The following is a 15,037-nucleotide window of genomic DNA, read 5'->3' on the forward strand; positions in this document are numbered from 1 at the left end:
TCTTCATTGTTTCATTGACAGAATCTTAAATAAGATCCCGCTGGTCGCTTAGCTTTTTGTTTAGTTTTCAAAGGTCAGTGTTTCAGTCGCTCTCTCAAAGCGACAAATAATATCTTACCACTTAACAACTTGTTAGTCAATACTTTTTAAAAAGTTTTTTAAGGACTCCAAAATAAGTGGATGGTGGAGGATGGCGGGCTCGAACCACCGACCCCTTGCTTGTAAGGCAAGTGCTCTCCCAGCTGAGCTAATCCTCCGATGTATTGATGTTGTATTTCAATGAAGTCTCCCTGTTTCTTCCTCTTCTTGAGTTATCAAAGAAGATTATGCGTCGAAACAATTCGATGCTTTTTCGCAGATGAACTGCTCGTAGCTGAGCTAATCCTCCATTTAAGTTTCTTCTTTCAAATAATAGTAGATAGATGGTGACCCGTAGGGGATTCGAACCCCTGTTACCGCCGTGAAAGGGCGGTGTCTTAACCACTTGACCAACGGGCCTTATTTTCCATATAAAAAAACAATCTATTATCATGGCGCGCCCGAGAAGATTCGAACTCCTAACCTTCTGATCCGTAGTCAGACGCTCTATCCAGTTGAGCTACGGGCGCAGACGTTCAAAAAGAAAAAGATGACTTAATGTGCTTGTTCGCCATCGACTTTTAAAACTATACAGTACCATCAGCTAAACTTCAACATGAAATTTTTGGAATCATCTTCTGGGTTTTCATTTCTTTATAAGAGAAAACAATGACCTCTCTTCGAAACAAAAAACAGCTCTTTGAATGAGCTGTTTTTTGTACACCAAATTTAAATTCAAACTTCTATGATGATTGGAAGAATCATCGGTTTTTTCTTTGTTTTAGAAAATAAATACTTACCTACCGCTTTCTTTATATGTTGTTTAATAACATGCCATTCATTCCGATCCTCATCACTTAAGTCATTGACAGTATCTGTGATTAATTCATTAACTTCATTAATTAGCGCTTCAGAATCCTTTACATAGACAAACCCGCGGGAAATAGTATCCGGTCCGGAAATCAACTTTTTCTCTGTTTTACTCATTGTTAATACAACAACGAGCATCCCATCTTCTGAAAGTTGTTTGCGGTCTCGTAACACAATATCCTCGACATCATCGATCCCTATTCCATCTACGTACGTATTACCCGCTTCTACTTTACGAGTTTTTCTCGCTTCTCCATTTTCAATATCAACGACATCTCCATTGCTTAGGATAAATGAGTGACCCTCTTCAACCCCAACTGATTCAGCTAACAACTGATGATGATGGAGCATACGATACTCTCCGTGGATCGGGATAAAATATTGCGGCTTCAGTAACGTGAGCATAAGTTTCAAATCTTCTTGGTAACCGTGACCTGAAACATGCATACCAGATGAACTGCCCGTTCCATAAATCACGTTTGCCCCTAGTGTAAACAGGTTATCAACGATACGTGTAACACTTCTTTCATTTCCAGGGATAGGGCCAGCTGCTAAAATGACGGTATCTCCTGGCAAAACTTCTACACCACGAAAATTTCCTGTCGATAATCTTGAAAGTGCAGCAAGTGATTCTCCTTGGCTACCTGTACATGCTATCGCGACTCTTTCCGGAGGGAAATCATTGATTTGTTTTTGATCAATGATCATATCATCAGGTACATCTAAATATCCTCGTTCTTCAGCAACACCTACGACATTCACCATACTCCGTCCTAACAAGGCAAGCTTTCGATTTGTTTTTTTTGCAGCATCTACCACTTGTTGAATCCTGCTTACATTCGAAGCAAAGGTTGAAAGGATCACTTTTCCGTCTGCTTTTGTGAACGCCTCCTCTACATGCTCCCCTACCATGTGTTCTGATGGTGTTGAGCCTGGACGTTCTGCGTTCGTACTTTCAGACAGTAACAGTAAAACACCCTCTTTTCCAATTTCGGCGATTTTATGAAATTCCGAATGTTCACTAGTTGCAGGTGTTAAATCAAATTTAAAGTCCCCAGTATGTACAACATTCCCTTCTGGTGTTTTAAATACGACACCTAAGCAGTCAGGGATACTATGGGTCACTTTAAAGAAATTTAAAGAAACATCACCAAATTCAATATGTGAATTTGAATCAATTTCAATTAATTCAGTTTCTCTCAAAATTTTATGTTCCTTTAACTTCAATTCAATTAAACCGAGTGTAAAACGCGTTGCATAAACGGGTACATTTAATTTCTTTAAAAAGAACGGAATACCACCAATATGATCCTCATGACCATGCGTCACAATTAACGCCCGAACTTTGTCTTTATTTTCTACTAAGTAATCGATGTCCGGGATAATTAAATCAATTCCTAATAACGTTTCATCAGGAAATTTATTTCCACAATCGATGATAAAAATATCGTCTTCATATTGAATCGCGTACATATTTTTACCAACTTCGTTTAATCCACCTAAGGCAAAAACAGATAATCCGCGTTGATTTGTGCTCACTTTTTATACCTCCCGTATACATTCTTACAATTAGTATGTACGGAAGATGCAAACTCAACTCATATATTTCATACATCCGAGTTGCGAAAAAGTTTGACAAATTTAAGTTCATTGTTGTAAATTACTTAATGTACGAACGTTAACGTAACTAAAATAATATAATGTTCGTCTTTAGGAGGTAAAAACGATGGAAAAGGTATTTGATTACGAAGATATTCAATTAATTCCTGCAAAATGTATAGTGAACAGTCGTTCAGAATGTGACACCTCTGTGACTTTAGGAGAGCATACATTTCGTTTACCTGTTGTACCAGCAAATATGCAGACGATTTTAGATGAAAAGATTGCTACATACTTAGCAGAAAATGGTTATTTCTATGTAATGCACCGCTTTGAACCTGAAAAGCGCCCATCCTTTATTAAAGATATGCACGACCGTGGACTCATCGCGTCAATTAGTGTCGGCGTCAAAGAGGAAGAATTTACATTTATTCAACAATTAAAAGAAAAACAACTAATACCAGAGTATATAACTATCGATATCGCACACGGGCATTCAGATGCAGTAATTAAGATGATTCAACATATTAAAGAACACTTACCTAATAGTTTTGTGATCGCTGGAAATGTCGGAACGCCAGAAGCGGTCAGAGAATTAGAAAATGTCGGAGCTGATGCGACGAAAGTGGGCATCGGACCAGGGAAAGTCTGTATTACGAAACTTAAAACGGGTTTTGGCACTGGGGGGTGGCAATTAGCGGCACTCCGTCGCTGTTCTAAAGCTGCAAAAAAGCCGATCATTGCCGATGGTGGCATTCGTACACATGGGGATATTGCAAAATCGGTTCGGTTTGGCGCATCGATGGTGATGATTGGGTCTTTATTTGCAGGTCACGAAGAGTCTCCTGGAGAAACGATCGAGGAAAACGGCAAGCGCTATAAAGAATACTTTGGTTCTGCTTCTGAATTCCAAAAAGGGGAAAAACGAAATGTAGAAGGTAAGAAAATGTACGTAGAACATAAGGGTTCCCTAGAAGATACACTCGCTGAAATGGAACAAGACCTACAATCGGCGATTTCTTACTCGGGAGGGAATACTCTCAATTCGATTCGCCATGTAGATTATGTGATCGTGAAAAATTCAATTTTTAACGGCGATAAAGTTTTTTAGAATGTCATAATGATTTCAAGCAAAATGAATGCCCTAGTGCTTTTGGCACTGGGGCATTCGCACATTCAAATGATTTATTCCTCTGATACGATTTCCACCGTACTCATGATTTCTGTTTCTTCTAAAGCTTGTGTTGCTAAACGATCCGCTTCTTGATTATTTTTTCTTGGAACGACTGTGTACTCAGGTGTAATTCCTAAAGCCTCAAGGTTTTCTTCAACGCGATCTGCCCACGAATTCAACACATCCTCCATCACCGGCCACTCTTCGTTTAGCTGATTAATCACTACTTGCGAATCACCTACAAATTTAACTGGTAAATGATGAACCCCTAATTCTTCTAATTCTTGGATGGCAAAATGAAGGGCGGCATACTCCGCTTCATTATTTGTATCCAACGCCTCAACGAGCCGATTTTTTCTTTGTCGAAAGGACTTTCCATTTTGATCATAATAAATAACACATCCCAAACCTGACATTTTTGTCTTTAAATCAAAGCCACCATCAAAATAAACCGTAATGTTATGGGGTTCTGTTTTAATTTCTTCGGTATACCTCTTAAGTTCCTTCATTGTAAGTGTAGTGTCATAATGATCAATAAAAACGAGATCTTTTAATCTCCCTGTTTTTTCGAGGTCTTCGGCAATAAGTAACGCTTTTTCGGCATTCATTTCATCGGAAGTAAACATCACTTCCGTTCCTTTTTTTGTTTTATATGTTACCTCCAACCGAACGAACATCTTATAACCACCTTCAGCTATGCCTATTAATTTAAAACGTATTTTTTGGTTTTATTTCACCCATGCTTAATGTACCCATTTTGAAACAAAAATTTCTTAAATCACCATCATAGCCATCATTCCTTTCAACGATCGTGTTTTTTCGAAAAGCTCTTCCTCAATAACACCCCCGCTTCTAACTGCAATATACCGTTTTGTATGCTATATTTAAACTACTTGTTTTACTGAAAGGGTGTATTTTTTAATGAAGAAAAAGGTTGTCATCGCAGAAAAACCTTCTGTCGCTCGTGATATTGCGCGCGTATTGAAGTGCCATAAAAAAGGAAATGGCTTTTTAGAAGGAGATCAATATATTATTACTTGGGCTTTAGGCCATCTCGTCACACTGGCTGACCCTGAAACTTACGATGAAAAATATAAAACGTGGAAACTTGAAGATTTGCCGATGGTGCCTAATCACTTAAAACTTTCCGTAATAAAAAAAACGGGTAAACAGTTCCAATCTGTAAAAAGTCAGTTGCACCGTTCTGATGCCGGGGAAATTGTGATTGCAACTGACGCCGGGCGTGAAGGTGAACTTGTTGCACGGTGGATCATTGAAAAAGCAAAAGTAAATAAACCGATCAAGCGACTTTGGATATCTTCTGTCACCGATAAAGCGATTCAAGAAGGGTTCAAAAATTTAAAAAGCGGCAAGCAATATGAAAACCTGTATCATTCAGCGGTTGCTCGTTCAGAAGCTGATTGGTATGTCGGGCTCAACGCAACAAGAGCTCTCACATGTAAATTCAATGCACAGCTTTCATGTGGTCGTGTACAAACACCCACCGTTTCTATGATTGCAAAGAAAGAAGCTGAAATCCAAAACTTTCAACCGAAAACGTTTTATCGGATCAACGCACTGACGGACAACGGTTTATCACTAGCTTGGCAAGACGCGAAATCCAATGACATTCGCACGTTTTCAAAACAAAAAGCAGATGACATTTTAACGAAAACAAAGCAAAAACAAGCGAAAGTCATTGATGTTGATAAGAAAGAAAAGAAAACTTACGCACCACAGCTTTATGATTTAACAGAATTACAACGCGAAGCATATAAAGCTTTTAACTATTCCGCTAAGGAAACCTTATCTACGTTGCAAAAGCTTTATGAACAACACAAAGTACTAACATATCCACGAACGGATTCAAGATATCTATCCAGTGATATCGTTGATACATTAAATGATCGACTGAAAGCTTGCAAAGCGAACAACACGTACACAAAATTAGCGCACAAATTAATGCAAAAACCAATCAAATCGAGGAAATCTTTTGTTGATGATACAAAAGTATCTGATCACCATGCGATTATCCCGACTGAAGAAAAAGCGATATTAAACAAAATGTCTGATAAAGAACGAAAAATCTATGATCTCGTTGTAAAACGGTTTTTAGCGGTCCTCTCCCCGCCTTTTGAATATGAACAAACAACAATCAAAGCTGATATCGCAAATGAAACATTTGTTGCTAAAGGGAAAAATGTACAGTCGTTAGGTTGGAAGGAAGTCTATGAAAATCAAGATGAGTCAGAAAATGACACAAATGATTTAAAGGAGCAACGACTTCCTAAATTAGAAAAGGGTGATATCCTTTCAATCTCTTCTGTAAAACAAACAAACGGAGAGACGAAACCTCCAGCACGTTTTAATGAGGCAACATTATTATCTGCCATGGAAAACCCAACAAAATATATGGATGAAAACGCGAAAGATTTAACGAAAACGTTACAAAAAACTGGCGGGCTCGGTACCGTTGCTACCCGGGCTGATATCATCGAAAAGTTATTTAATACATTTCTCATTGAAAAGAAAGGAAAAGAGATTTTCCTCACTTCTAAAGGAAAACAACTCCTGGACTTAGTCCCTGAAGACTTGAAATCACCAGCACTGACAGCCGATTGGGAACTGAAACTCGAGGCGATTGCAGAAGGAAAATTAAATAAAAATGAATTCATTAACGATATGAAAAACTATGCAAAAACGATCGTTCATGACATTAAAAATAGCAAAAAACAATACAAACATACAAACCTTACAGGCACGAAATGTCCTGAATGCGGGACAAACATGCTCGAAGTTAATAATAAAAACGGGAAAATGCATGTTTGCCAAGATCGTGAATGTGGACATCGGAAAAACATATCCAAAACGACAAATAGTCGTTGTCCAAACTGTAAGAAAAAGCTTGAACTTAGAGGACAAGGTGAAGGTCAAGTCTTCGTATGTAAGTGCGGCCATAAAGAAAAACTTTCTACATTCAATGAAAGAAAGAAAAAAGAAAAGAATACGAAAGTCTCTAAACGGGATGTTGCCAAATATATGAAAGATCAAAACAAACAAGATGATGAACCTTTTAACCCAGCATTAGCTGATGCGTTATCAAAGTTTAAAGATAAAATGTAAAACGCCACGCTTTTTAACCTGAACAACAGTAGGTCCACTCCCTACTGTTGTTTTTATTGGAATACTACCTCTATTTTTAGTTCGTCCATAGCTCACGAATAGAGAATATTTTCGTCATGGATCAGCATGTTTCTTTGTCCCTAAACCTAGTTATCATAAAAAGTTTTTACTTGCTTAAAATAACTTTCTAATGTATTAAGATTCTCTTCAACCTTTTCATTTTGGCGCTGTCCTATAGCAGCAATCAATGCATTTGAAAATGCAATAGATGAAACATGTGAATCTATTGGCGTCAATGAATCAATGTTCATTATAAAAACATAATCACTGTACTGAATAGCCGGTGAACGGACACTATCTGTTATTGTCACAACTTTACATTGATTATTCTTCTTGATATATTGTAATGCTTCTAATGTTATAGCTGTGAATCTAGTAAAAGAAAAGCAAATGACCACGCAATCTTTGGTAGCATTTAAAAGACAACTTTCTAACGCCAACCCATTATCTGTAACCGCTTCAACATTTCCTAGCATGGCATTCAATGAGAAAGCTAAGTAATACGCATCTGTTAAAGATGATCTTAAGCCTATAATGTAAGTATGTTTTGCACCACAAATTAGTTTTACTACATCATTAAACTCAAATTCATCAATTTGCTCTAAAGATTTTTGTAAATTTTTCATGTCGTGTTCAAAACTTGCATTAAGTATTTGACCTTCCTTAACATTTCGTTGGGTTTTTTGAAGCCTTTGAACTGTTCTATCTTCAATAACCAACTGACGAAGCTCATCTTGCAAATCTGAAAATCTCCTATAACCTAACGTCAAGGAGAAACGAATCACTGTTGTTTCGCTTACACCTACCTCCTTTGCTATCTGATTCGCGGTCATATATGTGAACTTATCTGAGTTTTTCAAAACATAATCTGCGACTAATTGTTGCGCCCTTGTAAATTTGATGTTAGCAGATTTAACCTTTTCAACAATAAAATTTTCAATGCTCAAACACTCCCATCCCCCTCTCTGACTAGTTTCTTCAATATAAAATCTTACCACAACTTCTTTTTTGTTAAATATTTCAATCTACTTACAATAATAATAATAATAGCTTAAAGATAATATTTTTATGTAGCTCCCACCTAATTTAGATGGGAGCTTCACTCTTATATAAACGCAGGAGCTTCCCAAAGGTTTAATCGTTTTCCCATACCTTTTTCTTGAGCTTTGTTATAGATACATTTCGCAACAGCTACGTCCTCTATTCCCATTCCAACACTATTAAAATAAATTCTTTCTCTATTATTTTCTCTTCCTTTTTTGTAACCATTTACAATAGCACCTAATTCAGCGTATATATCCTGGGGGTCAAAGCAACCTTCAGAATACATAATTGGAATAGTTTCTACCCCGCGATGTTTTAATTCTTCCCAATCATCAACAACAATTTTGTCAGCTTGACGTATAACATTAAATTCACATTCGTGACTCCCTACATGGATATACAATGAGCCTTCATCTACCCATTCTTTTTGCACGATTGGTTTTTCTGTAACTGTTGCTGTAATGAAAATGTCTGATCCTCTAACCGCTTCCTCTGCATTGCTAGCGATTTCAAACTTCACATTTTGACTTAATAAAGACATTTCATCACAAAATATTTGCGCCCTTACTTCATCCAAATCCGTCACTTTTACATATTCTATATGAGGACAAACAGCAAGTATAGCTTGAAGTTGAGTCCGGTTTTGAACACCTGCTCCAATAAGTCCTAAAACTTTAGATTGTTTCTTAGCTAAATGTTTTGCCACTACCCCAGAAACAGCCCCTGTTCTCATGGCGCTTATTAAAGTGCCATCCATTATCACTTCCGGCAATAATGTCTCAGTGTCATTCAATAAAATTACACCAGCTGCACGGGGCAAATTGTATTTAAAAGGATTAGTTGGATTACCTGATATCCACTTAATACCAGATGCTTTAAAATTCCCTCCTATATAACCAGGCATTGAATTAATACGACCACTTGTCGTTTCAGTATCTATACTACCCCAACGCAAAGTGGATTTACTTGGAAGAATATAGTCATTTTTATCGTGAAGTGATATCACCTCCTCAATAATATCTATAATATATTTCATATCATCGCCACCACATTTTTTTACATCATCCTGAGATAAAAATAATAACTCTAAATGACTATCCAAAATAACTTCCCCCTTTAAATTAAATTCTAAATATAAGATTTGTATTTTTTACAGATAAGATTTTTTAATAAAAAATGGGATCTGGAAAACTTTATGAACTCCCTATATATACTGTTTAGAAGAGCGTGCTTTACTAACGTTATATGGAATGATTTGATTCTCTTCTATTAAATTTAAATATTCCCAAAAGTGATGCTATAACAAGCACAATAATTGAAATAATAAGGAATCCTATTCCTACAATAATTGAGTTGTACGTAATCACTAATGTAGGAACAAGCGCTGTTATTAAACCACCACCTAAAAATGGACTGAAAAGAGGTGCGCGTAAAGCATAGGCAGTTGCAGCGTCAGTTTTCATTTCTGGATCAACAGTTCGAAGTAACATTAAACCGACAGCAATAACTCCCGTTAATGTACCAAGGTTAACGATTGAGTGTTCAAACCAATCCTTTTCAAACATTCGCGGACCAAAATAAAAGAAATACCACATTAATACGAGAATACTTACTAATGTTAAAATAATTAATGGAACTGCATATTCAATGACAATTGGTATACTAATAGATGCGATAGCTCCAACTATTAAAAACTCCAATGCCAACCCCTGGATACGTTGTAACGTATGTCTATCAATTAGTTTAAAATATTTCGTTTTCGCTAAAATAATGTTAACAATTAAACCACCTATCATTGCCATTGGGAACAATGGTAAACCTGGTATTAAGGGGTCAATTGCCCCTTGAAGAACCCACCCTATTAAAATCGCAATAGATATTATGGATGCATGAAAACCAAAACTCTCAATTACACTGGAGTTAAGAGCTGAATAGGAGTTTGCTGATTTTTCAGAAACATCTTCTTGTTTAGCGCTTTTAAGTTGGTTTTGATTCTTTATAATAGAGGTATAACCTTTTTTAACACCAATATTTATAATTATCATACCTCCAAAGATCCCCAATAAAAGCCCAATTGTAGCAGATGTTAATGCTACTGAAGAACCACCTGCCCATCCTAATGTAGTAAATACCTCTGTCATACCACCTGCAGTGCCATGACCTCCAGCCCAACCAATTTCAATAACTGTACCGAAAAGCTCATTCACTTCAAATAATGGAATAATGATTAAACCTGCAATAAGTAATGGAACACCAATTTGAAATGCAGACCCCAAATAACTATACATTAACTGCGGTAATGCAAACTTACTTGCTTCCTTTGAACTTCCTAGTGTCATCCCTATTAACATAGGTGCAAAAACAATTGTAATTAACACACCAGGCAAACTTCCCCATGTAGCCACCATTTCTTCAGGAAAAACACCTAAAATATGCGGCCCTAAAATTAATCCTATAAAACCTGCAATTAATGATGCCGGAATAAAGTATTTCTTAAAAAAATTGATTCTCAATCTTAACCATGTCCCTGTAAATAATATCAAACCTAAAACAGCTAAATAGAAGAGCAATGAATTTAGAGAACCGGATTCAACAACACCACCTGGAAACAATTAACAACACCTCACTTTAAAGTTTTTAATTCATCAAATCCATTAAATGTTGAATTTGATTCTTTAATAAAAGATATTCACTTTCGGTTAAATTATTATAATTTTCTGAACTTTCTCACTAGAGTGGTTTTTAAATTTTTTTGTAAGAAACTCTTACAAAATCCATTACAAACTTTCTGAAATATCTTAATATTTAAATTAACAAAAGATAAAAACTCTGTTTACACGGAAAGGATTGTGTTAAATATGCCAACCGCTACAAACCAATCTGGAAAACAAATGAATCTTGTGGCTGACATTGAAGAAATCATTCGAGAACAAAATGTGGAAATGTTACATTTACAATTTGTCGACATTGAAGGGATATTAAAGCATGTTTCAGTCACCACTGAACAATTAGACTCCGTATTAAATGGGAAAATTATGTTTGACGGTTCCTCGATCAATGGTTTTTCACCGATTCATAAGTCTGATTTATATTTGCAACCAGACTTAAATAGTTTCGCTGTTCTTCCTTGGTCAGTAGAAAAAGACTATGCAGAAGCTCGTTTCTTATGCAGTGTCAAAAACCCTGATGGAACGGATTTTGAGGGAGATCCACGAAACGTATTAAAAAAAACCGTAACGAAAGCTTATGAACAAGGTTACTCGATAAATATTGGCCCTGAATTAGAATTTTTCCTATTCAAAACAGATGAAACTGGGCGCCCAACTCAACAAACGCAAGATTTCGCTGGTTATTTTGAACCATCCCCTCACGATAACGGCGAAAAAGTTCGCCTTGAAATTTACCGTGCGTTAAAAAAGATGGGCTTCACCATCGAGGCCTCCCACCATGAAGTCGCACGTGGTCAGCACGAAATTAACTTTAAGTATGCAGACGCATTAAGTGCAGCAGACCTCGCTACCACGTATAAATGGGTTGTTAAAACGGTGGCGAAAAAATTCGGCTTACACGCAACCTTTATGCCAAAGCCTATAGCAAATGAAAATGGTAACGGGATGCACACAAACATTTCTTTATTTGATATCGAAAAGAAACAAAATGCCTTTTATGATGCAGACGACGAAAGAGAACTTTCTGAAACATCTTATCAATTTATTGCTGGTTTGCTTGAGAACGTGCCAAACTTCGTTGCTGTTACAAACCCTCTCGTAAACTCGTATAAACGTTTAGTTCCAGGTTATGAAGCACCTTGTTATATCGCATGGTCAGCGGCAAACCGTTCCGCTCTAATTCGTATTCCAGCTATGCGCGGAGGAGCAACAAGAGTCGAGATTCGTTGTCCTGACCCTTCAGCCAACCCATATTTAGCGTTTGCGACGATTGCCTCGGCTGGTTTAGATGGGGTAGAAAAAGAGATGACTGCACCAGAAGAATTAGTCGAAGACATCTTTAGCATGACGGATGAGGAATTATTTTTAAAAGAAATCGATCATTTACCAACTTCTTTAGAAGAAGCGGTAACGGAATTTGAAGAAGGGGTAATTGGGAGAAATACATTGGGAGAGCATGTATTTAATGAATATGTTGATGTAAAACGTAGTGAGTTAGACAGTTTCCGAACGACTGTCCACGGATGGGAACTAGAAAATTATCATACGAAATTTTAAGAGAAATAAAGAGGTGTACATCATATTTTGTGCACCTCCTTTTATCGTTTCACAGCTTTAAATTGTAATCTTATCGTCATAATTAGCCCGCCATTCCCTCTTTAACAACTTTATAATGAAATAAGTGAATATTTTCATTATATAAAAAGAGGCACGGTGATAAATATGCATGGTCACAAACATCAAAAAGGACATGGACATCCTGCAATTGATTATAACGAAAACCCATTTATTGTAATTTGGGAGGTCACAAGAGCTTGTGAGTTAAAATGTGTACACTGTCGAGCTGATGCACAAACAAAGCCCCACCCTAATGAACTGTCTCACGAAGAAGGGAAACAATTAATAGATGACATTTACGAGATGAATAACCCGATGCTCGTATTTACAGGTGGCGACTGTATGATGAGAGAAGACCTTTATGATTTAGCTGAATATGCGGTCAATAAAGGTATGCGTGTATCGATGACACCTAGCGCTACCCCTAATGTGACAAAAGAAACGATGACAAAAGCAAAAGATGTCGGGTTATCACGTTGGGGCATCAGTCTCGATGGTCCAACACCAGAAATACATGATCAATTCCGAGGGACATCAGGTTCATTTGACCTTACTGTTGAAAAAATTCATCAACTGAAAGACTTAGACATGCCATTCCAAATAAACACTGTCATTTCTCGCTATAACTATGACTCCCTTGAAGATATGGCCGAATTAGTAGGTGAGTTAGGAGCTGTGATGTGGTATATTTTCCTTCTCGTACCTACAGGAAGAGGACAAGTTGACGACTGTTTAACACCAGCAGAGCATGAAAAGTTATTTCATTGGTTATACGAACTAGGAAAAACAGCTCCATATGATATTAAAACAACTGCTGCGCAGCACTACCGTCGCGTTGTGATCCAACAAAAGGCGAGAGAAAATGTTATTGATAAAGAGGAAATCCGTTACGAAGACTCAATAAATGATACAGCTTACTTAATTGACGGACTTAAACGCGCACCAAAAGGGGTCAATGACGGAAATGGTTTTATATTCATTTCTCACACTGGCGATGTTATGCCAAGTGGACTATTACCAATAAAAGTAGGCAATGTTCGTGAAAATCCATTAAAAGACATTTACCGCAACTCCCCTATTTTAAAAGAAATTAGAAACCCTGACCTTTATAAAGGAAAATGTGGGGTCTGTGAATTTCGCTATGTTTGCGGAGGTTCACGATCAAGAACTTATGCAGTCACAGGAGATTACTTGGAAAGTGAACCTTTTTGTGTTTACATCCCCAAAGCATTAAGACAAAAAGAAAAAGTATAAGAAAAATGCCTAGCTTTCCTCATTGTCTAGAAAAGCTAGGCATTCATTAGTTTCCATACATTTAGTTTTACCTTGAATGTGTGTATCTCTTTCTTCTGTTATCATCATCTGTGTTTATGAACATAGCCGCTACAAGAGCAGTAATCGGTATAGATAAAATTAACCCGATACTACCTGTTACTGTCCTTAATATTTCAACCGCTAAAAACTCCATGTGTATAACTTGACTAATGGTACTTTCATATCCATATAAAGTCATTAATAACGGTAAACTAGCACCTACGTAAGCTAGAATGAGCGTGTTGGCCATTGTCCCCATGATATCTTTCCCTACATTCATCCCTGATTTTAAAAGAGCGCCATTACGAATTCGAGGATTCGATTTTCGAATTTCCTCCATCGCAGAAGCTATAGATATCGCAACGTCCATAATCGCACCAATTGCTCCAATTATTATACCTGCTAATAGAATCCCTTTTAAATCAAAACTACCATCTGGGGAAATGGCAACAAGATTTTGCTCATTGACACTATGGTAACCTGTTAACCTCATAAATTCTGAAAAGAAAACCGATATCACCGCTGCTGAAACTAAACCACCTATTGTTCCGACTGTTGCTGCTATGGTTTTTTTGGAAAGACCACTAATCACGATAAACGTAACGATCGCCACTATTGAACCTGTGATCAACGCTAAATAAACGGGTGAGTAACCATCAAACAATCGTGGGATCATAAAAATAAAAATGAGAAATAAAGTAAAAGCTAATGTAAAGATTGATTTTAACCCCTGTATCCCACCAAAAACAATTAATAATGCTACAAGAATAACGGTCAATAGCATCGTTGGAAAATCTCGTGTATGATCTTCGATTTCGGCATTGATGACTTCTCCATTATAAATTGCTAATTCAACAATGACTTCATCATTTTCTTGTATCCAAAATTCGTTTTGATCACGACCCTGGTCAACTGGTATTGATTGTTCACTTGTCGCTTGAATAACTTCACCTGCGTAAGGACCATCTAAAACTTTAACATGAGCCGTTTGATATTGTTCTTCTATCTCTTCAAACTGGTCTGTTCCATACCTTTCTTCAACAATTTCTATGACTTGAGCCGTTGGTAATAGTGTCTCAGATGAATTTTCAGTTTGTCCTAATACTTGCTGACTATCAACTATAAAAAATACAAACAATATGAAGACAATAAAGAAACATCGATTGATGAACCTCATGGTACCCCTCCCTGATCGAACTAGCGATTCTATTAAAATTCTATTATTTTAAAGCTGTCATTATGATAGAAACATCTAGAATTGTTATAGAATTCTTTTGCTCATAGACCACAGAGAAATGACGCAAGAATCGAAAAATAAATAATTCTTTTATTCCTTTCAGTGATCAGTTCCTGAAAACATAAAAAAAGCACATCGCTTCTGCGACATGCTCTCAAATGCCTGGCGGCGTCCTACTCTCACAGGGGGAGAGCCCCCAACTACCATCGGCGCTGAAGAGCTTAACTTCCGTGTTCGGCATGGGAACGGGTG

At 37.0% G+C, this 15,037-nt stretch carries 10 protein-coding genes, 3 tRNA genes and 1 rRNA gene; 4 read left to right on the forward strand and 10 right to left on the reverse strand.

Features of this window, described 5'->3' with window-relative positions; all coding sequences use genetic code 11:
* Positions 1-181 precede the first annotated feature (181 nt).
* From HNQ41_RS16155 to HNQ41_RS16170, 4 genes are all read right to left on the reverse strand, one after another.
* Positions 182-257: transfer RNA gene (locus tag HNQ41_RS16155), tRNA-Val, on the reverse strand.
* 166 nt (positions 258-423) lie between these two features.
* Positions 424-498 (reverse strand) — tRNA-Glu (locus tag HNQ41_RS16160).
* Positions 499-531: 33 nt separating this feature from the next.
* Positions 532-608, reverse strand: a tRNA-Arg gene (locus tag HNQ41_RS16165).
* A gap of 205 nt (positions 609-813) precedes the next feature.
* Positions 814-2,487, reverse strand: a complete 1,674-nt coding sequence (locus HNQ41_RS16170) for an RNase J family beta-CASP ribonuclease (RefSeq protein ID WP_184665480.1) — start codon at positions 2,485-2,487, stop codon at positions 814-816.
* Positions 2,488-2,674: 187 nt separating this feature from the next.
* On the opposite strand from HNQ41_RS16170, the gene guaC reads away from it, so the two are divergent.
* Positions 2,675-3,658, forward strand: coding sequence for a GMP reductase (gene guaC, locus HNQ41_RS16175; protein ID WP_184665481.1), 984 nt, complete (start codon positions 2,675-2,677; stop codon positions 3,656-3,658).
* Between the two features lie 74 nt (positions 3,659-3,732).
* On the opposite strand, the gene HNQ41_RS16180 is transcribed toward guaC, so the two are convergent.
* Positions 3,733-4,398 carry a reverse transcriptase-like protein gene (locus HNQ41_RS16180; RefSeq protein WP_184665482.1) on the reverse strand — a complete coding sequence of 222 codons (666 nt, stop codon included), beginning with the start codon at positions 4,396-4,398 and terminating at the stop codon, positions 3,733-3,735.
* Between the two features lie 244 nt (positions 4,399-4,642).
* Between HNQ41_RS16180 and HNQ41_RS16185 the strand changes: the two genes are divergently transcribed.
* The gene (locus tag HNQ41_RS16185) at positions 4,643-6,844 is read left to right on the forward strand and encodes a DNA topoisomerase III (RefSeq protein ID WP_184665483.1); all 2,202 of its coding nucleotides are present in this window, start codon (positions 4,643-4,645) and stop codon (positions 6,842-6,844) included.
* Positions 6,845-6,990: 146 nt separating this feature from the next.
* Here the strand turns inward: HNQ41_RS16185 and HNQ41_RS16190 are convergent, their stop codons facing one another.
* From HNQ41_RS16190 to HNQ41_RS16200, 3 genes are all read right to left on the reverse strand, one after another.
* The gene (locus HNQ41_RS16190; RefSeq protein WP_184665484.1) at positions 6,991-7,851 is read right to left on the reverse strand and encodes a MurR/RpiR family transcriptional regulator; all 861 of its coding nucleotides are present in this window, start codon (positions 7,849-7,851) and stop codon (positions 6,991-6,993) included.
* 158 nt (positions 7,852-8,009) lie between these two features.
* Entirely contained in the window at positions 8,010-9,050 is a 1,041-nt protein-coding gene (locus HNQ41_RS16195; RefSeq protein ID WP_184665485.1) for an ornithine cyclodeaminase, read from the reverse strand.
* 139 nt (positions 9,051-9,189) lie between these two features.
* The gene (locus HNQ41_RS16200; protein WP_184665486.1) at positions 9,190-10,560 is read right to left on the reverse strand and encodes a sodium/glutamate symporter; all 1,371 of its coding nucleotides are present in this window, start codon (positions 10,558-10,560) and stop codon (positions 9,190-9,192) included.
* 246 nt (positions 10,561-10,806) lie between these two features.
* Between HNQ41_RS16200 and glnA the strand changes: the two genes are divergently transcribed.
* Both glnA and HNQ41_RS16210 read left to right on the forward strand, forming a co-directional pair.
* A complete protein-coding gene (gene glnA / locus HNQ41_RS16205; protein ID WP_184665487.1) occupies positions 10,807-12,174 on the forward strand; it encodes a type I glutamate--ammonia ligase in 1,368 nt (455 codons plus the stop codon).
* A gap of 165 nt (positions 12,175-12,339) precedes the next feature.
* Positions 12,340-13,488, forward strand: coding sequence for a TIGR04053 family radical SAM/SPASM domain-containing protein (locus HNQ41_RS16210; RefSeq protein WP_184665489.1), 1,149 nt, complete (start codon positions 12,340-12,342; stop codon positions 13,486-13,488).
* Positions 13,489-13,555: 67 nt separating this feature from the next.
* Here the strand turns inward: HNQ41_RS16210 and HNQ41_RS16215 are convergent, their stop codons facing one another.
* Complete coding sequence (locus HNQ41_RS16215) at positions 13,556-14,725, reverse strand: YibE/F family protein (RefSeq protein ID WP_184665488.1); 1,170 nt, start codon at positions 14,723-14,725, stop codon at positions 13,556-13,558.
* 220 nt (positions 14,726-14,945) lie between these two features.
* A 5S ribosomal RNA gene (gene rrf / locus HNQ41_RS16220) occupies positions 14,946-15,037 on the reverse strand; the annotation flags it as partial.

Origin of the sequence: Texcoconibacillus texcoconensis (assembly GCF_014202575.1) — a bacterium.
GTDB lineage: Bacteria > Bacillota > Bacilli > Bacillales > Salisediminibacteriaceae > Texcoconibacillus > Texcoconibacillus texcoconensis.

Excerpts from the sequence above, each read along its gene's own strand:
- guaC (WP_184665481.1), top strand. The coding sequence starts at position 2,675 with ATGGAAAAGGTATTTGATTACGAAGATATTCAATTAATTCCTGCAAAA.
- HNQ41_RS16180 (WP_184665482.1), bottom strand. The coding sequence starts at position 4,398 with ATGTTCGTTCGGTTGGAGGTAACATATAAAACAAAAAAAGGAACGGAA.
- HNQ41_RS16185 (WP_184665483.1), top strand. The coding sequence starts at position 4,643 with ATGAAGAAAAAGGTTGTCATCGCAGAAAAACCTTCTGTCGCTCGTGAT.
- glnA (WP_184665487.1), top strand. The coding sequence starts at position 10,807 with ATGCCAACCGCTACAAACCAATCTGGAAAACAAATGAATCTTGTGGCT.
- HNQ41_RS16210 (WP_184665489.1), top strand. The coding sequence starts at position 12,340 with ATGCATGGTCACAAACATCAAAAAGGACATGGACATCCTGCAATTGAT.
- HNQ41_RS16215 (WP_184665488.1), bottom strand. The coding sequence starts at position 14,725 with ATGAGGTTCATCAATCGATGTTTCTTTATTGTCTTCATATTGTTTGTA.